Below are 19,256 nucleotides of genomic sequence, written 5' to 3'. Positions count from 1 at the left end.
AAAGACTGTCAGAGCCTCGTTCCTTCCTGCGGCTCTTGTAAGTTTGCCGGATAAAGGACGGAACCTTCCATGATGCGCCTTTGGGTCCGATAGGTCCCGGCGGTCACCGCTTCAGGCCCATGATTGCCGGACCTGACGTCCGCCGTTACGATCAAGACACCGGAAGGGGTTCCAATCCTGAGGTCCTTCCCGCCGATGCGCGCAATATCCTGAACCAGGGACCCCGGAACCTGCGCAGCAACTGCGGTACACATGCCTCCGGTGAGTGTAATCGCTCGATGAAAATTGCCCATCGACACCAGTCTCACATTGATATCATGCGTTTCCGGCCCGTGCGTCGCTCCATCAAGCGAAGTGAATTGGCAAGGGCCACCCACAATAGCGACCTTCGGGGTTGAGCGTTTGACCTTGTCTGCGGTCACTGCCATGCCCATTGCGATGGCGCCTGCTGAGCGCACGTCTTCAAGCTTTGCCATCAGCTTTGTATCCGCATCGAGCTGTGCGGGCAGATCCGCCGCTGACGCTCCCAGGTCGGACGCGCGCGCATAGACAACCGCATTGGCAGCATCGATCAACGAAATCGCAATCGTGCCGATACCAGCCACGTTGATTTCATCCAGCGCTTTCCCGCTTGGAAGCAGTTTTCCCGTTGCGGCCCCTCCAGGGGTCAGAAAGTCGAGCACGACCGGAGCGCCCGTTCCCGACACACCCGGGATCGCAACATCGCCCTCTTCAACCGCTTTTCCTTCCCGGACCGGAAACCTTGAATGATAAAGCCGGTCGGTATTGGTGTCATAGATCCTGACGAGAGCTTCAGATTGGCCAGGCACAAGCTGAACCAAGCCTTCGTCAACAGCGAATGGACCGACGCACGAGGCCATGTTCCCGCAGGCCGAGCCGTAATCTGCCAAAGGTTCGTCGACGGCGATCTGAACGAACGTGTAGTCGACATCGGCGTCATCGCGATCCGATGGCCCAATGATCACAGCCTTGGAAAGCGAGGATAAACCACCGCCCATGCCGTTGAGTTGACGGCCATAAGCGTCCGGGCTGCCAAGTACATGCAGAAAAATCCGGTCGCAAAAGGAACGATCTGCCGGCAAATCCGAAGCGTTGAAAACCACCGCCTTGGAGGTCCCTCCCCTGTAGAAGGCAGCTCGTAACCGGTTCTGCATCAGGCTGCTCCTGCAAGGAATGTCCGGAATGCGCGTGGCAAAAGTCCACCTGCAGCAAACGTTGCACGCTCGCCGTCATTGTAGAGCCGCAAATCCAGAGGGGTTGTTTCGACGCTGCCATCCTTGCGATTGATTGACAGCGTTGCTCCAGTGAGATCTTCATTGAACGCAATGTCATAAGTTTCACTGCCATCAAGACCCAGCGTCTTGCGCGTGACACCTTCCGGAAAACACAATGGGGCGATGCCCATGTTGACCAGGTTTGACCGGTGGATCCTCTCGAAACTCTCAACGATCACGGCGCGGACACCGGCTAGCCAGGGCGCTTTTGCAGCTGTGTCTCTTGAAGAGCCGCAACCATATTCCCTGCCCCCGATGACAACAAGCTTCTGGTCTCGCTTGAGATAGGTCTGGATCGCTTTGAATACCGAGGTGACTTCGGCCTCTGGTTCAATGCGTGCCCAGGATCCTTCCTTGTCGGGTGTCATTTCATTGCGCAGCCTGTAATTGGCAAAGGTCGAACGCACAACAACGTCGGAACTTCCGCGTCGGGTGCCGAAGGAATTGAAGTCGCGTGGAGCGACACCTTTTTCTTGAAGGAACTGACCGGCTTCAGATTCCGGAGTGATGATACCCGATGGCGATATGTGATCCGTCGTGACACTGTCGCCCAAAATGACCAGAGGTCGAAGGCCTGTAATGGGGCCAACCGGTGACGCTTCACGCTCGATTTCGCGAACGAAAGGCGGAAAGGAAACATAAGTCGACGGAACCCAGTCATAGGTGCCGGCATCTGTCTCAAGTGCGTTCCATTCAGCATTCACATCATTGATTGCGGCGTAGTTTTTGTTGAATTCGTCCGGTGTCACGAACGTCTCGACAATCTTTGTCACTTCATCGACGCTGGGCCAAAGGTCCGTCAGCATAACCGGATCGCCGTTCTGGTCACTGCCCAGCGGTTCCGATGTAATGTCTTTCAGGATCGTGCCCATCAAGGCGTAGGCCACGACCAGTGGTGGCGAAGCGATCATGTTGCGGGACGCAAGCGGGTGGATCCGCCCGGCAAAATTGCGGTTTCCCGACAAAACGGCAATTCCCTGCACATCATGCGCTTTGATCGTCGCTTCATGCGCAGGATGCAGTGGCCCCGACATGCCGTTGCAGGTCGAACATGAAAATGCGGCGACCTCGAAGCCAAGCGAATCCAGCGGGCTTTGCAGTCCACTCTCCTGGAGGTACTTCGCAACCACACGGGATCCCGGCGCCAGAGAGGTTTTGACATGCGGAGGGACTTGCAATCCCTTGGCAACCGCATTGCGCGCCATCAAACCGGCCGTAACCATGTTGCGAGGGTTTGCCGTATTGGTGCAGCTGGTGATTGCCGCTATGATCACATCCCCATCGCCGATGTCATGCGCTTGCCCTTCGACCTGAACCCGGCGCTCGGTTTCATCCTTCAGTTTCAGCCTCTCGGTCGCGTCCGACAAATCGATCCTCTGTTCAGGTCTCGACGGGCCGGAAACCGAACGCCCGATTTTGCTCAGATCAAGCTCGACAACTTCGTCATAATCGACAGCGCTATCGACGCCTTCCAGCCAAAGATTTTGTGTCCGGCAATATGCTTCCGAGCGTGCAGCGCTTTCATTGCGCCCCGTGTCGTTCAGATAGCCGATAGTGCGCTCGTCAACCGGACAAAAGACCATGGTCGAACCATATTCGGGCGCCATGTTCGCAATCGTTGCCCTGTCCGCAACGCTCAAGGCGCGGTACCCGGAACCGAAAAGTTCAACGAAGGTGTCCACAACACCGATTGCCCGGAGTTTTTCGGCAACGACCAGAGCAATATCGGTCGCGGTGATGTCGCCGGACGGCGCGCCGGAAACTTCCAATCCAATCACCCGCGGCACGTTAACCGGAGTTGTTTCCCCAATGAGAATGGCTTCTGCTTCCAGTCCACCTATCCCCCAACCCATGACACCGAGCGCATTGATCATCGGAGTATGGCTGTCCGTGCCAAGACTGGCGTCGGGCACCAGAAGATCGGCCTCATCTTGAGACGGCAAAACGGTTTGGCCGAGATACTCAAGATTGACCTGATGGCAGATACCGCCTCCTGGCGGAATGACGCGCAGACGGGGAAATCGTGTTTCACAGGCCTTCAGAAACGCAAATCGTTCGCGATTGACTTCAAACTCGCGATCCATGTTCTTCTGCAGAGCAAATCTGTCGGCCCAGTGATTGATCGACATGGAGTGATCGATCACGAGATCAACCGGTAGGCTCATGTCGACAGTGCCCGGATCGCCGCCTTGCTCTTCCAGGAGATTGCGCATGGCCATGATATCGATAAGCGCCGGGATCCCCAGCATATCGTGCAGCAAAAGGCGTGCTGGCCGGAAGGGAACAGCGTCTCCCTTACGGGCCAGAACATCCAGCGCTGCAGCACCGTCTATCGAATGGCGGGCCGCGTTCTCGGCCAAGAGGCGCAGAGAATAAGGCAGGCTGCGAAAGCCTCCTCCGAGAAGGCCGCAATAATCCGCGGCCCGAAAGTTTGTCTGGGCGATTTGATGGTAGCGCACTTTACCTCTCCTGAATTGGAGCTAGGCTAGACAGTCTTGCCCGGATGCTGCAAGTTGAACCGGACTGCGTTTCACCAGACAGAACGGCCATGACTGCCAATCGCACAGAATCCGTTGAGCGCGCGCTGTCGATCCTGAGCGCATTCTCAACGCAAAAACCAACCATGACACTTGCGGAAATCGCCGAGGAAACGGGTCTTCACAAGAGCACGATCCTGCGTCTCACCAACTCGATGCGCATTTATGGCTTCATGCAGCGCAACGAAGATGGCAGCTTCAGCGTCGGACCGAGCGTTTGGCGCCTTGGTCTGATTTTCCGCCGTGACTTCACCCGGCGTGAGCACGTGGCTCCGTCTTTAAAAATTCTCGCTGAAGCAACAGGTGAAACCGCGTCCTTTTATGTGCGTGCAGGCAATGAGCGTGTTTGTTTGTACAGGGAAAATTCCCCAAACCTGCTTCGATTCCATGTCGAAGAAGGCATGCGCCTGCGGCTCTCGACAGGCGCATCCGGCCTCGTGCTCCGCCGGTTTTCCGGAGAAGACGTCGGCGACCTTTCCCCGTTCAACGAAAATGGCACGGTGAGTGCGGCCGGACAAACCAACCCCAATATTTCTTCAATATCGACGCCTGTCTTCACGGGCTCCAGGGAGCTTGCCGGAGCGCTCACTGTGTCTGGTCTCGCCACACGGTTTGATGAGGGGGCACGTGCCAAGGCAATTCCGCTTTTGGAAAGTCTCGCGAAAAGCCTGACAGCCAACTGACACTCACCATTTCATCTGACAGAACGCATGAGAGCGCAGCTTGCTTTGTCTCAACGCGCACAGTACGCCAATGCCCATGTTCCTTTAACCGGAGTGCGCTGCAATGATGAACCATGAAATCAACAAGGCGTTTCGGCAGCGCATGAACAAGGGCGGCGCCATTTTGATGCCCGGCGCCGCAAATGCGTTGGCAGCGAGCGTGATCGACCGTCTCGGTTTTGAAGCGGTCTATATTTCAGGGGCCGGTCTCACCAACACCTATCTCGGCATGCCGGATCTCGGCTTCATCTCCCTCCCGGAAATTGCGCAGCACACGGCCACCATCCGCAATACGACCGAATTGCCGATTGTCGTCGATGCAGACACCGGCTTCGGGAATGCCCTCAACGTGAACCACACTGTCCGCACACTTGAACGCGCTGGAGCCAGCGCAATCCAGCTTGAGGACCAGGTCAATCCAAAACGATGCGGTCATTTTTCAGGCAAGGACGTCGTTGACCTGAGCGAGGCCCGCAGCAGGATCAAGGCTGCCGCCGATGCGCGTCTGGATTCCAATTTTATGATTGTCGCGCGCACGGATGCCTGCGCGACGCATGGCTTTGACGCCGCTATTGAGCGAGCTGAAGCCTTCATTGAAGACGGCGCCGATATCACTTTTATTGAGGCTCCCAAGGATCTGCAGAACATTCGTGACATTCCCCGCCGGCTGTCCGGTACTCCACAATTGATCAATCTCGTTGTTGGTGGAAAGACACCGATTATCGATTTCGACGAGTTGGACCAAATGGGTTTCGGATTGGTCCTATATGCAAATGTTGCGCTGCAAGGTGCCTTGAAAGGCATGCACGATGCACTTTCGATGCTGAAAACCGACGGCCGGATGGACGAAAGCGGACCGGTCGCCAGTTTCGAAGTTCGCCAGGATGCCGTCAGAAAGAGTTACTATGATGAATTGGAGAAAAAGTACTCGACAGACTAATCTGCCAACTGGCACCAGGTTGATCGAATCCGATTTTTTTCCATCATCAAGCAAACAGTCTGACGTCGAATAGCCTGGCCCGGCAGCGCATCTGCGTTCAAATATCACAGAAAAATGGTGGGCCCGGAGGGACTCGAACCCCCAACCAATCCGTTATGAGCGGACGGCTCTAACCAATTGAGCTACAGGCCCACAGCACCTGCCGGTTCGCGCTTGCGGCGGCCGATGCGGATCTTCCCTATACCACGGCCATTTTATCGGGCAAGGGCTTTGCGCAGACATGATGCAAAAGCTCTGGGAAATCGGGTTTTGCGATCACGGATTTTTGCCAGGACCCGGTCCCCAAGCAAAAACTGGTTCCGTTCAGGAGCTGCTTCGGGTCTAAATGACATCCAGAAAATGTCTATCCGAATCCTTTTCGCGGAGCTGCCATGCGATCCCCGCTCCTGTCCGTTACCTTAAGTGTTTTCCTGGTCCTTATGATCGGCTGGCTGCTCGTTGTCGGCCGGTCGCTGGTTTTGCCATTCGTCATCGCCCTGATCGTTTGGTACATGATCAATTCATTGTCCCACGTCTTTCAGCTGATACCGATTGGCCGGTGGCGCTTGCCCGGGTTTGTGACCTTTACCCTGTCCCTTCTGTCGATTTTCGCTGTCAGCACGTTTGTTCTCGACATTGTCACGGTCAACCTGACCCAGTTGGCTCAAGACGCACCGACCTATCAAAGACGCCTTGAGGAACTGTTTGATCAGGCTTCCTCGCTATTTCACCTCAATGATCCGATCGAGCTGAAAGACCTGCTACCGGAGTCCGTCGTTCCTCGCATGGTAACGGCAGGAGCCAGTTTGGTGACGACCATCGCCGGTTCGGCCAGCCTGGTTTTCATCTACGTGTTGTTTCTTGTGCTGGAGCAATCGACCTTCGACCGCAAATTTGAACGGCTCTTTTCAGATCCGGAAAAGGCTCAGGCAGCGTTTGCCATCCGGGCCGAGATCAACCGCTCGATCATGCACTATTTTTCGATCAAGACGGCTGTGTCAGTGGCAACCGGCGTCCTGACCAGCCTGGTACTGTTGGCCATTGGTCTGCCCTATGCGGCGCTGTTCGGTTTCATCGCCTTCCTGTTGAACTACATTCCAACCATTGGATCACTGATCGGTGTGATCTTTCCCAGTTTGCTGGCGGTCGTCTACTACGACACTCTAGCGCCCTTCTTTGCCATTGCGACCGGTCTGGGACTGATCCAGTTCGCCGTCGGCAATCTGGTAGAACCCAAACTTATGGGTTCCAACCTCAACCTGTCGGGCCTGGTCATCATGCTGTCCCTCGCGTTCTGGGGTGCCATCTGGGGCGTTGTCGGGATGGTCCTGTGTGTTCCGCTCACAGTCATGATCGTTATTGTGTGCGCGCGGTTCGAAGCGTCCCGACCGATTGCCGTGCTTTTGTCGGAAACTGGTGAAGTCGGCTTTGCGGAAGGTGAGGCCTCAAGCAGGCGAAGCTGACTGCGCCCGTTATGAGAATGAATGGAACATGAACCGGTTAGCCTCATCCAGGCCGCAATAAAGAGCCATATCGCCGCCAATCGGATGTTTCAGAAAGGACACTTTTTCATGACCTCCCTTTTAATACCGGCCTCTCGCCGGTCTGTATCTTTCTTCCGCGAGCTGGTGCTCGCAACGATGCTCGTCGTGGCACCGCTCGCATCCAGCTCCGCTTCTGCTGAGGAAGCTCATGCCGTTCAAACCGGCAATATCACCATGCAGGGTCGCGGCTCCGTCGCGGTGGCACCCGACATGGCGGTCATCACCGCGAACGTGGTCACAACGGCCAAAACAGCCGAAGACGCCTTGGCTGAAAACTCTTCCGCCATCAGCAAGGTTATCGACGCCATTAAAAACCAGGGTATTGAAGCAAAGGACATCCAGACCCGGGGATTTGGTATCTACCCGCGTTACGAGCAGTCCAACAGCAGCTCGGGACGCCAGCCGAATATCATCGGATATGAAATCCGCAACGGTGTCGAGGTCAACGTTCGCGATTTGGCCAAACTGGGTGGCCTGCTGACGCTTGTGGTTGAAAATGGCGCGAATTCAGTCGATAGCATTCGGTTCGAAGTGAGCGACCCGAATGAAAAGCTCGATGAGGCCCGCAAGAAGGCGGTTGAAAATGCGCGACACAAGGCTGAGATTTTTGCTGCTGCTGCCGGCGTTGGACTTGGCAATATTCTGTTCATCACCGAAACCTCTACCCAGATGCCGCAACCTTTGATGATGCGGGCAGAAAGTATGATGGCCTCAGCTGCAGTTCCGATCGAAGCGGGTGAAACCACCATCAGCGCCGATGTCACCATTCGCTGGGAGATCGACACAGAGGCGGGCAATTGAGACCAGCCTGAAGCAATCCTCTTTCACCGCTGACTTGGATCTTACAAGAGCACTTGAGACCAAATCAGCGGTGAAGAACCTGCTACCAGCGCGCTCAAATTTTTAAAAAAAAACGCATGTATTCGGCAGATCGACCTCTGAGAGGTCGAGCCGAATATTGAAAAATAACGCCAATTTTTCAATATTCGGAAAGCCGCATTCAATTCCGGCGACAAATCCAAGTCAGGTTTTCTTTGACAATGCTTAGCACAACGTCGTGCAAGCCACGGTCAGATCACAAACAAACAATAACACTCCTGAATTGTGGTAATTTTTCTCAATCACACTCGGCCAACGAAGAAATATATGCTTTAGAATTTCTAGTCATCGCGACAAGAAATGAATAGATCTAAAGACTAAATCTAAAGTTGCATTAAGTAAAATCGCTTACATCTCCAAAATTTATTTTGCTTCATGTGATCTATCGGAAGATAGTCTGCGTATTAATATGTTTTTATTTTTTTTCCTTCAATCTTAGCGAAATTGCTGAAACGTCATCTGCGTAAGGGGATTCGCATGTCGATCGTCAATTGGAGCTCAGCTCAGCCTGTTCTGAACGCGTTCAGCCGGTCACAGGCCATGATCGAATTCCGGCCGGACGGCACAATTTTGACAGCGAACCAGAACTTCCTGGACGCAATGGGATACGCGCTGACTGAAGTTCAGGGCTAACACCATCGTCTCTTTGTTGATCCAGATTTTGCCGACAGCCAGGAATACCACGACTTCTGGCAAGACCTTGCCAAGGGCGAATTCAAGTCAGAAGAATTTCTGCGCTACGACAAAGGCGGCAACGAGGTCTGGATCCAGGCCGCCTATAACCCGGTCTTCAATCGTGCTGGCAAGGTTGTGAAAGTCGTCAAGATCGCATCCGACATCACAACACGGAAGGTGCGCAGCGCAGATTTCGAAGGACAGGTTGATGCGATCAATCGCTCGCAGGCGGTCATCCACTTCGAACTCGATGGCACTATCACGGATGCAAATGACAATTTCACAGGGGCCGTCGGATACACTCTGGATGAAATTGTAGGCCAGCATCATTCCATCTTCGTCGATCCGGAGTATCGCCGAAGCTCCGAATACGCGACCTTCTGGGAAGAATTGGGCACGGGTCAGTTCAAGGCGGGTGAGTTCAAACGCTTTGCCAAGGGCGGCCGCGAAATCTGGATACAGGCCACCTATAACCCGATCCTTGACGCAGCAGGGCGTCCATTCAAGGTGGTGAAGTTTGCTACCGACATCACCGCACAGGTGCAGGAACGCGAGCGCCGCGCTGATATCCAACAGAAAATAGATGTGGACCTCACGGAGATCGGCAATTCGATTTCGGAAGCCGCCGAGCAGGCAACGAATTCGGCATCCGCATCTCAGCAGACATCCTCCAGCGTTCAGACTGTCGCGGCAACAGCCGAAGAACTGGTTGCCTCCATCCAGGAAATCAGCCGCCAGGTGCAAACTGCCCTTGAGGTTTCCGAAAGCGCAGTCAATCAGGCGGAACAGTCAAGTGAAATCATGTCGGGCCTATCTGAAGATGCCAAGACGATTGGCTCGGTTATCGAACTGATCGACGGCATTGCCGACCAGACCAATCTTCTGGCTCTCAATGCGACAATCGAAGCTGCCAGAGCTGGTGAAGCCGGCAAGGGTTTTGCCGTTGTTGCATCTGAGGTCAAAAGCCTTGCATCGCAGACCAGCAAGGCGACGGAAGAAATTTCTGCACAAGTCAATTCTGTCCAGCAGACGACGGGACAGGCCGTCGATGCAATTGAAGCAATCATGTCGGTGATCCGAAAGATTGGCGAGATCGCAACAAGCATCTCAACGGCGGTTGAAGAGCAGAACACTGTCACCAATGACATATCGTCGAACATGCATTCGGCAGCTCAGGGTGTCGAGCTCATCACGAACAACATGCAAAGCATTTCCGCAGCTACCGCACAGATCAACGCTGCGACACAAAACGTTCGCGATGCATCCCGCTCGATCATGTAAACAACCAGGTTCGCTGCGAAACACTGGAAAGCAACTGCAATACAGACTCAATGCGATGGCATCGGAATTGAAGGCCACCTGCCTTTGTTCACAAGGACTGCCGTATTGAAATGGCAATCAAAGCGTGCGGAACCAAACCTGCATCGGTTTTTCAGTTTCCTTTTCATCACCAAGGTCCTGCCAGGGAAATCGCACCTGAACACCGTCGAGTTTTTGATATCCACGTTTGCGCCAGAATGGACCGAGTGGACGATAGTCCGCCGGTTTCATGGGATGGTCGTCCGGGCGGATTACGGCGCAAAATACGGCCTCTGAAAAACCAAGCCGGCGCGCATGCGCTTCGCGTTCATCAAAAAATCGATGTCCGATCCCCTGCCCTCGATAACGCGGGTCCAGCACAGATTCCGCCAAGTAAAAGATCCTGGCAACATCATATCCACGTTCCTCCAATGGAGCACGGAATTCATGGAGTTCATCGCCAAGAGGTTCGCCCGTTGCGGCTCCGACAAGTTTGCTGCCATCATAGGCACCGACGATAACAGCGCCGCCTGTTTCACCGTAACGGTGCAAATACCGAGCTTCAAATTCCAGAGAACCGTCATAAAGATACGGCCAATCGCGAAAGACCGAAATTCGCAGATCGGCAAGCGCATCGAGGGCGTCTTTCAGGTCGTTACCGGTCAGACTTCGAATTTTCAGGGTCACGGCTAAGTCTCTCATTTGACGAAACGATTTGCTTTGATTTTGTCAGATACGCAGTCAAGTCATAGCTGCGTTGCAGTTTTTTGGAAAAAAATCTTACATACCCCATTGAGATTAAACAGCGTTTTCTGTAAGGAGTGCGCTCCGGAAAATCACCGGGTACATCTGCTGGTTTGGGAGAGCGACATGGAAAGCAACGCCCTCTTCGAACTGGGGATGGACTTGGCGGCTCGTGTAGAAGAAGACGCGTTGAGCGTTGCCGAGCCAAGAAGCACCACCCAGAAGGAAGAAAACGTTTCGACTGCGGCCACCGCTGTATATGCGGATGATCGCCTGGATCACTTCATCGAGAAGCAAGGGGTCCACTGCGCTGGTGCGCATTTGATAATTGACCTTTACGATGCCGAACGGCTCGACGATCTGCAACATGTTGAAGAAGCGTTGCGGACATGTGTTGATGAAGCCGGCGCAACGCTGCTTCACATCCATCTGCATCCGTTCGAACCGACGGGTGTTTCAGGTGTTGCCGTGCTCGCGGAAAGCCATATTTCGGTCCATACCTGGCCGGAAGCCGGATACGCAGCTTTCGACGTCTTCATGTGCGGCGATGCTCAACCCGAAAAATGCGTTGAGGTTCTACGCAGGGCTTTCAATCCCGGCAAAACGGCAGTCTCAGAGCTGTTGCGCGGGCGCGAAGTCGCCAATCTGTTGTCTAAGCCTCACACATTGGAAGCAGCGGAATGAGCGACGGGTTGATTTTCAACGAGACCCTTTATCCAGGGGTTCAGGTCAGCTACAGCTGCAAGCAAATCCTCTATCAGGAAAAAACAGAGCACCAGGATCTGGTGCTCTTTTCCAATCCTGTCTTCGGCAAGGTTCTCATGCTGGACGGGGTGACCCAGGTCACCACGGCGGACGAATTCATCTACCACGAGATGATGTCTCATGTGCCGATCCTGGCTCATGGTGCCGCCCGGAACGTTCTGATCGTGGGTGGTGGGGATTGCGGTCTTGCCGAGGAGGTTCTCAAACATAAAAGCGTTGAAAGCCTGGTCCAGGTGGAAATCGACGCCTCTGTAGTTGAGTTCTCAAAGCAGCATTTCGCGGACTTTAACCAAGGCGTTCTGGAAGACACTCGCTTTGAACTCGTCATTGCGGACGGAATGAAATTCGCTGCGGAAACGGACCGCCGTTTCGACGTGGTCATCGTTGACAGCACCGACCCGCATGGCCCGGGTGCCGTTCTTTTTTCCGAAGAGTTTTACCGGAACATTCACCGTATGCTGACACCTGGCGGCGTACTTGTGACGCAAAACGGCGTTCCCTTTCTTCAGAAAGAGGAACTTGTCACCAGCGTTGAGCGGTTCTCGCGCATCTTCAAGGATGCAGCTGCCTATATTGCGGCAATTCCAACCTATTTCGGCGGGCACATGACACTTGGATGGGCTTCCGACAATCAGGACCTGCGCCGTCAAGCCATTTCGGTTCTTGAAGAGCGTTTCAAGGCCGCCGGCTTTGAGACCCGCTACTACACGCCGGAGGTCCATGCAGCGGCCTTTGCTTTGCCCAAATTCATTCTGGATGCCGTTGAGGAAGGCCGTAGAAAGGCCTGACACATTGCGGAACAGATTTCGGGGGCGCAGCCCGGTTTGGACGCGCCCCCGAATGGAAAACCTAGAACTTATTGTCCGCTTTTCTTGAGCGCGCCGGCGCGACTAGGCCGCGGCAACGTCTCCAAGAAATTCATCGATCACGTGACGGAGCTGTTCGGAGTTGTCCGACACGCCGTTGACTGCCGCAAGCACGCGTTCCACCGAGGCCTGGCTTTCGTCAGCTGCCTGCCGAACACCGACAATGTTCTCAGAAACTTCGCTGGAACCAGTGGCAGCCGATTGCACATTGTTGGTAATCTCGGAGGTCGATGCCCCTTGCTCTTCAACGGCGGCCGAAATTGCCTCGGTCGCTGAAGACACTTCACGCATGGTCTCGGCAATTCCGCGAATGGCGTCGACGGAACTTTCGGTCTCCCGCTGAATGTCGGTTATCTGCGTGGAGATCGCCTCAGTCGCCTTGGCCGTCTGTGTTGCCAGTTCCTTGACTTCCGAAGCAACCACGGCGAACCCCTTACCTGCCTCACCGGCACGGGCGGCCTCGATGGTCGCGTTGAGTGCAAGCAGGTTGGTCTGTTCGGCGATCCCCTGAATCAACAGGATGACCTCACCGATCTTGACCGCAGAATCTGCAAGGCCGGCGATCTTTGTGTCCGTCTCGATTGTGGCATCGGTCGCCTTGACCACTATGTTCTTGGTCTGGCTGACCTGCCGGGAAATTTCGCCGATTGATTCAGACAGAGTTTCTGCTGCAACTGCAACCGCCTGAACATTGGTCGATGCATCTTTCGAGGCGTTGGCAACGCTGTCCGCCTGTGACGTTGTCTGGGTTGCGATTGAAGACAGGCTGCCGGCAGCAACTTCCATTTCTCTGTTTTCTGTGTTGACTGCATCAAGCACACCCAGAACCGTATGCCGGAAGTCGGCAATGAGGTCGTCGACTTTCCCCTGCCGCTCTGCACGCGCTTGCTGCTCGGCTTCGCTTTCGCTCATGAGCGCAATCCGTTCAACGGACGTTGTCTTGAAGATCTGTACGGTATCGGCCATTTCGCCGATTTCCGTCTTTGTTCCGGTTAGCGGAATATTCGCGTCAACATCGCCTTCCGCCAACGCTTTCATCGAGTTGTTCAATTGATTTATGGGTGTCGTGATGCTTCGACCGATAAAAAGTCCCAGGAAGATCACAGAAGCCAGGATGCCTGCCCCTGTGATCAAAAATGTCCGATCCGTATTGAGCATCGTCGCACTGAAGTGTTCGTTCGCAGCGAGCTGACCATTGGCGGAAACTTCCTGGATCTTTGCAAAGTCCGGCTGCATGTCTGCAAAAATCTGACTAAGCTGTTTCGTCTCCGGCTGGAGGACCATCGCTGTTTCGGCATAGGCCTTGAAACCGCTCTGATATGCATCCATCAGGCTTGAGAGTTCGCTCGTCAGGTCTGCAGGCAATGCAGCTTCCTTGAGCAGAAGGTCATACTCCTCCCGCCTTTTGTCGATGCGCCCGATATATTTTTCCTTGCCGCGAAGCATGAAATCCTTTTCGTGCCGGCGCATCATCAGCATCTTGACGGTCAGCGCGTCCATTTCCGCGGACTTAAGTTTTTCCTCGACCTGATGAACGGCCTGCCTCAATTCGCCTTCAAGGCCTTCCTTTTCATTCAGCCCGATGGTCTGATGAAGAGCGGCTACCTTGTGGAATTGTGCAGCGTGCCGGGCCAGGTCACTCTCTAGGTTTGCGACATTTTCCGTAACAGCGGCCGAGGCATCAATTTGAGCCATGTCCGTGAGCGCTGAATTGACTTTCGCAACTGCCGCATCGTACTTGCCGATATATTTGGTATCGCGCCTCAACAGGAAGTCTTTTTCGCTCCGCCGCATTTGAAGTGCGCCGATTTCGACGGCCTGAACGAGTTCATAGAGTTTTGCGTATTGATCCTTGTTGTCCAAGGACTGTCCGGTCAGCGTTCGCCCGGCCAAATACGTGATGCCGAAAGCTCCGGTCGCAACGAGTGTAAGCAACACCAGCAGATTGATACGCATTCCAATGCGCAGTCGGCCCAGCAATCCAAAACCTTTGTTGCTGTTCCACGAAAACTTAGATTGACCTGATGGTTTCATGAGCTCCCCCCGAGCCAAGTCCACAAATCTGAATAGAAATGTCTTCCACGGGGCACTACTTCCCCGACATCTGCTTTAAATATTACTTACATTAGTTAAATTTTACTAAAACTCTAAATAGGCGATAGAACACGGTTATGTTATTGGATCAAATGCCAACCTATTTAGATAGCAAAACTGTTGAAGATTACAGTTTTGCTAGTGTGGCGTAGGAAGCAATTGAATTTTGCGAGAGTTTTTATTTGAAACAACTTAAAAGTGCAGACCGTAAAGCACTGAGCAATTGCTGTGCATCTACGACATCCAAAAACGGAATCGACGCGATTACGTACGCAGGATCACGTCAAATGCACTCGGCAGGACGCGAAACTCGATCGGCATACGATAGTCCGCCGCTGAAGGCGGAGCAGTTGCTGCAGCGCTTTCCTGACGGCCCATTGCCGCGCCATCGCGACAACTTCAGTCACGCGCTTCCAGCCACCTCCGTGTGCTCTCAAGGTCTCCCCCAGTGACACCTTCTGCAATTTTTTGCCCTACGACGGCACCAAACTTGTAGCCGTGCCCAGAACACGCCGACACAACGGTTGCCTTCTCCTGCGAAGTCACGAAAAAATGCTCATCGGCCGTGAAGGTATAGGCGCAGGTGACAACATCATCGACGCGGTATTCCCCGATGCGTGCAAACGGTGGTGAAAAGTGATTACGCAAAGTCTCGCCTTCACCCGCGGAGGCAACACGGTCCTGATCAGGCCCCGCCTGATATTTGTGAATTCCTGCGCCGAATTTCAGACCCGTGCCGGGCACCGGTGGCAGAACATATCCGTCAATCGGGCCGCCCGGATCAAGAATTGTCGGGGCCTGGGACCATGCTTCTTGCAGGTCTTCCGGGGGCGTCAGGTAAACGACGGCTGTCCGATACGTAGTCAATTGGGCCGCGAGTTTCGGGAACAGGCCCAGTGTCCAGGCGCCCGCTGTTACGATGACGTGCTCGCCAGTCAGCACACTACCATCGGCGAGCGTCACGGATCCTGCCTCCGCATCCACAGCATGAACCTTGGTATTATCCCGCAAGTCAGCACCGGCCTTACGCAACCAGTCTCTGAGGCCGTCAGCGATTTTCTGGCAAAGCAATACACCACCTTCCGCGCTCAAGGCGCCGAAGCGGATCGTTGTCGGATCAACAAAAGGAAAGCGGTCTGCCGTTTCTTCGGGGCTCAAATCTTCGAAGGGATACCCTCCTTCTACGAGCCCTTCCCGATAGACATCGCCGCCATCTCCCGGCTCCTGCGAGAGCAGCATGAAGCCTGTTTCCACCAAGTGCTTGGCATCGAGATCGAGCCACATCTCATCCCAGGCAGCATAAGCATCGTCGATCCTGCGCTGATATCCCCCCTGCCCGCCATAGGCACGCCGAATGATGCGGTGTTGGTCGCCGGATGCCGACAACGGATTCGGAATTGAGCCCTGCTCCAGCAAGGTCACGGGCACGCCGCGCTTCGTCAGCGCCCAGGCGGTGGAAAGACCGGAAATTCCGGCCCCGACAATGAGAATGGTCATGAGAGAATCCTGAAATCTGTTCTGTCAGACTAACGGGCGAAGCCCAGGGCGCAAGAACTCTTCTGCTCCAATCACACAGGCATAATCACAACAGGATTTTGGTCAGGCTTTGTCTCTCGATCACTGTGGCGATCAAGCAAATTTGTCAGAAGCGCTGACAATCTTGCGCCGGATCGTCACTTCAGCGGCTTCCAAATGACCGGCCTGGTTGACCCAGGCTGGCTCTGCGATCAGTTTTTCGCATTCAATACCGAGTTCGGGAAATGTGAGCCCCATGGAATGCGCAACCGCGACCCGGTCGCCTGGTTTTGGATTGAGCCCACAACAGATGTCCCGGGTCCCCATCTTCAGATGATGGGCAATATCCCATTCCAGCACGACACCGTCATGCCGGGTCACAACCCAGCAATGCATGTCACTGCAGCAACCGCTCTTTTCTTTCGGGAAGAAATAACCGGTGACATAGGCCGCCTCAAATCCTGCGGCTCTCAATGAGGCGATCAAGTAGGTGTTGATGTCAACACAGGAGCCCTCGCTCGTTCCACACGCCAGATAGGGAACCTCGTCGCAACCATCGTTGAACCGCACCTTTGGGTGCGCATATCGAAATTTCTCCGCCGCGGCATTGACCAGGGCCTGGATCGCGGTGTGCTCATCAGGCTGAGCTTCCGAGATGTTGATGGCATCGAACACCAGCGCCTCAGCCGCCATAGTGAAGCGATTTCGATGCGGGACAAAAATCGAGTCCGGATAGCCCGGTCCCGCTTCAGAAAAGACATAACGAATTTCGACCACTTGGCCAGCAACAGGTGTCACCAACGCCGCCATCTGACCGGTCGTGTTTTCACCCGTTAGCGCGAAGGTAGCTCCGGATACATCGAAATGCACTGGCATCTGGTGCGGCGTCGGCAGTCCGGTTGGGACAAGCAACTGCCTTGTTGCATCCTGGTGTGGTTCAACAACAATCGAGACATGTGTTCGCATAGCGACCTCAAACAAGCTGAAAGACAAGCCCTGAAAGAACCGCTCCGACAAATCCAAGCCCAAGATACATTGCAAAGACCGGAGGCTTGACCAGCGACCAGACCGCTGCCATTGCCGGAATGGAACTGACAGCGCCGGCGATCATGAAAGCCATTGCCGCCCCCGCGCTCATGCCCTGATCCATCAGCCCGGCAAGCAATGGTGGCGCCACATAGCTGTTCAGGTAGGCGGGCATGCCGACAAGTGCCGAAATCACGATAGAACCAAGTCCTGTTCCTCCAACGATACCTGCAATCAGATCGGCTGGAACATAGGTGACCAACGCAGCCTCGAGCACATAGGCAAGTGCAAGCCACTTGATCAGGAAAAGGGCATTGTTCTTGAGCTCGTCCGCGAATTTTTGCCGGCGCTCCGTCTCCCCCCAGAACCGCCACACCGGGCGGCCAGTCAAGGGCGAAGCACCGCAGCCGCAGCCACCCGCCATGGAACCGGATTTCACCGGGCTGGCAAAGACACCCATTTTCAACAACACCGACACCAGAAAACCGCCAAACAGACCGAGCGTGACCGCGAACACCGCCTTTCCGATGGCGAAAGACCATCCGAGCGCACCCGCGGTGATAAGCAGCGTTGGCGGATCAATCAGCGGCGATGACAACCAGAACGCCATAATTGCGGAAAGCGGCGCACCGACCGCCAGCAATCCGGCAATAAATGGAATGACTTCGCAGGAACAAAACGGCGCGAGCCCGCCGAAAAGAGCTGCCAGGAAAATGGCTTGTGATTCGCGGCCCTCAAATGCCCGTCCAACATAGGCCTCGGCCCCGGCGGCCTTGAGCCATGCAATAAGTGCAACGGCGAAGGCAATATATGGCAACGTGCCACCAAAGGCGGAAACGGCAAAACTGACGAACGGAACAAACTGGCCACTGTCAAACACCAAGACCAGAAGTGGACCGGCGATCACAATCATCCAGGTCGATAGGACGTAGTTTCGACCGGGAAAGGATTTCCATGTCCATTGAGACATTAGCGCCTTGCTGTTGTCAGCTTTTGGGGGACAACAGCTTGCCTCTGCCGCGTCTTGCGACGCCTGAAGATTGTTTGCAGTATCAGTCATTCGCCGCCCGCCTTGCCATGCGGGGCTGATCGCAAACAGCTTCATCTGCGCAGCATTCCTTCAGAATGTAACCTGCAAGGTTCTCCAGATGATCAAAGGCGGCACGGTTGATCACTGTGCGCCCGTCTTTTTCCTGCAGTACCAATCCTGCGGAAGACAGAAACTTCAAGTGATGCGCGAGAGTTGACGCGGCCATCCCTGTCCGGGACTGAATGTCCCCCACGCTCAAACCGCTCTGCCCAGCTTTCACCAGCGTCAAAACCACCTGCAGCCGGGCTTCAGAGCCTAGCGCCGCAAAGCCTTGTGCAACAACTTCCGGTTCCATATCGACCTCATCAATATAACTATATTTCTAGTTATATAGTTTTTACTGCCATGTCAATGGTACCGAGCTTTCCAAAGGCCACAGGAAACTGAGGCCTTTGAAATCATCAATTTAGGTTTTAGATCAGGACTTTAGAGGAACCAAGTCTTGCAATACGGCCATCAATGCTTCGATCTTGGCCTTCTTTAGCCCGTCGGGATGGGGCGCAGCAAACCGGCCAGAGTCATTGTCGAAATATTGTCCCGACGCACCGGCGAACTCCTCCGACAAGGCAGCACGGATCAGAATGTCAGCGCCGATACCGATATCGTTGCCGGCAACGCCAAAGCCCTCTTTGACCATTTTGCTCGCCAGCAAAGACCCCGGATTAACAGCAATCACGACCGGTTCCCTTGCTCCGCGCTCCTTTCCAATGTGCTGCGACCACATGGTCAAGGCGAGCTTGCTTTGGGCATATGCATCCATTGCAGACAACTGTTCACGTCCGGACAACGCATCGAGACTGACAGGTGCCTGAGCCGCCGACGACAGATTGATCACTCTGCTTTTGCCATCCATGAGCGGCCGAAGGCACTTGGTCAGCAGATACGGGGCAAAGAGATTGACAACGAATCGGACGTCGAGACCCTCCTCCGTTCTGTCACGAGGGCTCCGCAAGACACCTGCATTGTTGATCAGAACATCCAGATGGTCGTGATTTTCGGCAATTTCGTCTGCCAGCCTTTGAACGTCTTCGAGTCGGGACAAATCTGCAAGATAACCCGATATTTCACCCGCGCCGGACATTGCCGAGAGCGCCGACTTGGCAACTTCAAGCTTTTCAGGATTTCGTCCATGCAAGAGGACGTTGTGGCCCTTCTCTCGAAGCCGCTTCGCAGTTTCAAGTCCAATACCATCGGTCGAACCTGTAATCAGAATTGTTTTGCTCATC

At 54.5% G+C, this 19,256-nt stretch carries 17 protein-coding genes, 1 tRNA gene and 1 pseudogene; 9 read left to right on the top strand and 10 right to left on the bottom strand.

The window, feature by feature from the left end; all coding sequences use genetic code 11:
- Positions 1-8: 8 nt before the first annotated feature.
- Entirely contained in the window at positions 9-1,175 is a 1,167-nt protein-coding gene (locus Q0835_RS19180) for a PrpF domain-containing protein (RefSeq protein ID WP_298963791.1), read from the bottom strand.
- The gene (gene acnA / locus Q0835_RS19175; protein ID WP_298963790.1) at positions 1,175-3,754 is read right to left on the bottom strand and encodes an aconitate hydratase AcnA; all 2,580 of its coding nucleotides are present in this window, start codon (positions 3,752-3,754) and stop codon (positions 1,175-1,177) included. The genes Q0835_RS19180 and acnA overlap by 1 nt, the downstream gene beginning before the upstream one ends.
- Positions 3,755-3,843: 89 nt before the next feature.
- Between acnA and Q0835_RS19170 the strand changes: the two genes are divergently transcribed.
- Together Q0835_RS19170 and Q0835_RS19165 are read left to right on the top strand one after the other, a co-directional pair.
- Complete coding sequence (locus Q0835_RS19170) at positions 3,844-4,515, top strand: IclR family transcriptional regulator (protein WP_298963789.1); 672 nt, start codon at positions 3,844-3,846, stop codon at positions 4,513-4,515.
- 103 nt (positions 4,516-4,618) lie between these two features.
- Positions 4,619-5,494 carry an isocitrate lyase/phosphoenolpyruvate mutase family protein gene (locus Q0835_RS19165; protein ID WP_298963788.1) on the top strand — a complete coding sequence of 292 codons (876 nt, stop codon included), beginning with the start codon at positions 4,619-4,621 and terminating at the stop codon, positions 5,492-5,494.
- Positions 5,495-5,609: 115 nt separating this feature from the next.
- Here the strand turns inward: Q0835_RS19165 and Q0835_RS19160 are convergent.
- A tRNA-Ile gene (locus Q0835_RS19160) sits at positions 5,610-5,686 on the bottom strand.
- A 239-nt stretch (positions 5,687-5,925) separates the two neighbouring features.
- On the opposite strand from Q0835_RS19160, the gene Q0835_RS19155 reads away from it, so the two are divergent.
- The 5 genes and pseudogenes from Q0835_RS19155 (at position 5,926) to Q0835_RS19145 (ending at position 9,912) form a co-directional block, all read left to right on the top strand.
- Positions 5,926-6,996 carry an AI-2E family transporter gene (locus Q0835_RS19155; RefSeq protein WP_298821786.1) on the top strand — a complete coding sequence of 357 codons (1,071 nt, stop codon included), beginning with the start codon at positions 5,926-5,928 and terminating at the stop codon, positions 6,994-6,996.
- Positions 6,997-7,104: 108 nt separating this feature from the next.
- Complete coding sequence (locus Q0835_RS19150; protein ID WP_298963787.1) at positions 7,105-7,878, top strand: SIMPL domain-containing protein; 774 nt, start codon at positions 7,105-7,107, stop codon at positions 7,876-7,878.
- A gap of 555 nt (positions 7,879-8,433) precedes the next feature.
- On the top strand, positions 8,434-8,589 hold the full coding sequence (locus Q0835_RS30375; RefSeq protein WP_366142365.1) for a hypothetical protein: 156 nt from the start codon (positions 8,434-8,436) through the stop codon (positions 8,587-8,589).
- A 36-nt stretch (positions 8,590-8,625) separates the two neighbouring features.
- Positions 8,626-8,796: pseudogene (locus Q0835_RS30370) on the top strand (PAS domain-containing protein); the annotation flags it as partial.
- 12 nt (positions 8,797-8,808) lie between these two features.
- Entirely contained in the window at positions 8,809-9,912 is a 1,104-nt protein-coding gene (locus Q0835_RS19145) for a methyl-accepting chemotaxis protein (RefSeq protein ID WP_366142372.1), read from the top strand.
- A gap of 117 nt (positions 9,913-10,029) precedes the next feature.
- Here Q0835_RS19145 and Q0835_RS19140 read toward each other — a convergent pair whose 3' ends face one another.
- Positions 10,030-10,617, bottom strand: coding sequence for a GNAT family N-acetyltransferase (locus Q0835_RS19140; RefSeq protein ID WP_298963786.1), 588 nt, complete (start codon positions 10,615-10,617; stop codon positions 10,030-10,032).
- A 183-nt stretch (positions 10,618-10,800) separates the two neighbouring features.
- Between Q0835_RS19140 and speD the strand changes: the two genes are divergently transcribed.
- Both speD and speE read left to right on the top strand, forming a co-directional pair.
- Positions 10,801-11,358: an adenosylmethionine decarboxylase gene (gene speD / locus Q0835_RS19135; RefSeq protein WP_298821778.1), complete on the top strand. Its 558-nt coding sequence runs from the start codon at positions 10,801-10,803 to the stop codon at positions 11,356-11,358.
- Positions 11,355-12,227 (top strand): polyamine aminopropyltransferase, encoded by an 873-nt coding sequence (gene speE, locus Q0835_RS19130; RefSeq protein WP_298963784.1) that lies wholly within the window; start codon positions 11,355-11,357, stop codon positions 12,225-12,227. The genes speD and speE overlap by 4 nt, the downstream gene beginning before the upstream one ends.
- A 102-nt stretch (positions 12,228-12,329) precedes the next feature.
- On the opposite strand, the gene Q0835_RS19125 is transcribed toward speE, so the two are convergent.
- The 6 genes from Q0835_RS19125 to Q0835_RS19100 form a co-directional block, all read right to left on the bottom strand.
- The gene (locus Q0835_RS19125) at positions 12,330-14,339 is read right to left on the bottom strand and encodes a HAMP domain-containing methyl-accepting chemotaxis protein (protein WP_298963782.1); all 2,010 of its coding nucleotides are present in this window, start codon (positions 14,337-14,339) and stop codon (positions 12,330-12,332) included.
- Positions 14,340-14,798: 459 nt separating this feature from the next.
- Positions 14,799-15,896: an FAD-dependent oxidoreductase gene (locus Q0835_RS19120; protein ID WP_298963780.1), complete on the bottom strand. Its 1,098-nt coding sequence runs from the start codon at positions 15,894-15,896 to the stop codon at positions 14,799-14,801.
- Positions 15,897-16,028: 132 nt separating this feature from the next.
- Positions 16,029-16,880, bottom strand: coding sequence for a transglutaminase-like domain-containing protein (locus tag Q0835_RS19115; RefSeq protein WP_298963778.1), 852 nt, complete (start codon positions 16,878-16,880; stop codon positions 16,029-16,031).
- Between the two features lie 7 nt (positions 16,881-16,887).
- The gene (locus tag Q0835_RS19110; protein ID WP_298963776.1) at positions 16,888-18,000 is read right to left on the bottom strand and encodes a permease; all 1,113 of its coding nucleotides are present in this window, start codon (positions 17,998-18,000) and stop codon (positions 16,888-16,890) included.
- Complete coding sequence (locus tag Q0835_RS19105) at positions 17,993-18,325, bottom strand: metalloregulator ArsR/SmtB family transcription factor (protein ID WP_298963774.1); 333 nt, start codon at positions 18,323-18,325, stop codon at positions 17,993-17,995. Before Q0835_RS19105 ends, Q0835_RS19110 begins: the two co-directional genes overlap by 8 nt.
- A 123-nt stretch (positions 18,326-18,448) precedes the next feature.
- Complete coding sequence (locus Q0835_RS19100) at positions 18,449-19,255, bottom strand: SDR family NAD(P)-dependent oxidoreductase (RefSeq protein WP_298963772.1); 807 nt, start codon at positions 19,253-19,255, stop codon at positions 18,449-18,451.
- Position 19,256: the final 1 nt, after the last annotated feature.

The sequence above is a fragment of the uncultured Roseibium sp. genome, assembly GCF_947499295.1.
Lineage (GTDB): Bacteria > Pseudomonadota > Alphaproteobacteria > Rhizobiales > Stappiaceae > Roseibium.
This window is presented reverse-complemented; position numbering and strand designations above follow the sequence as displayed.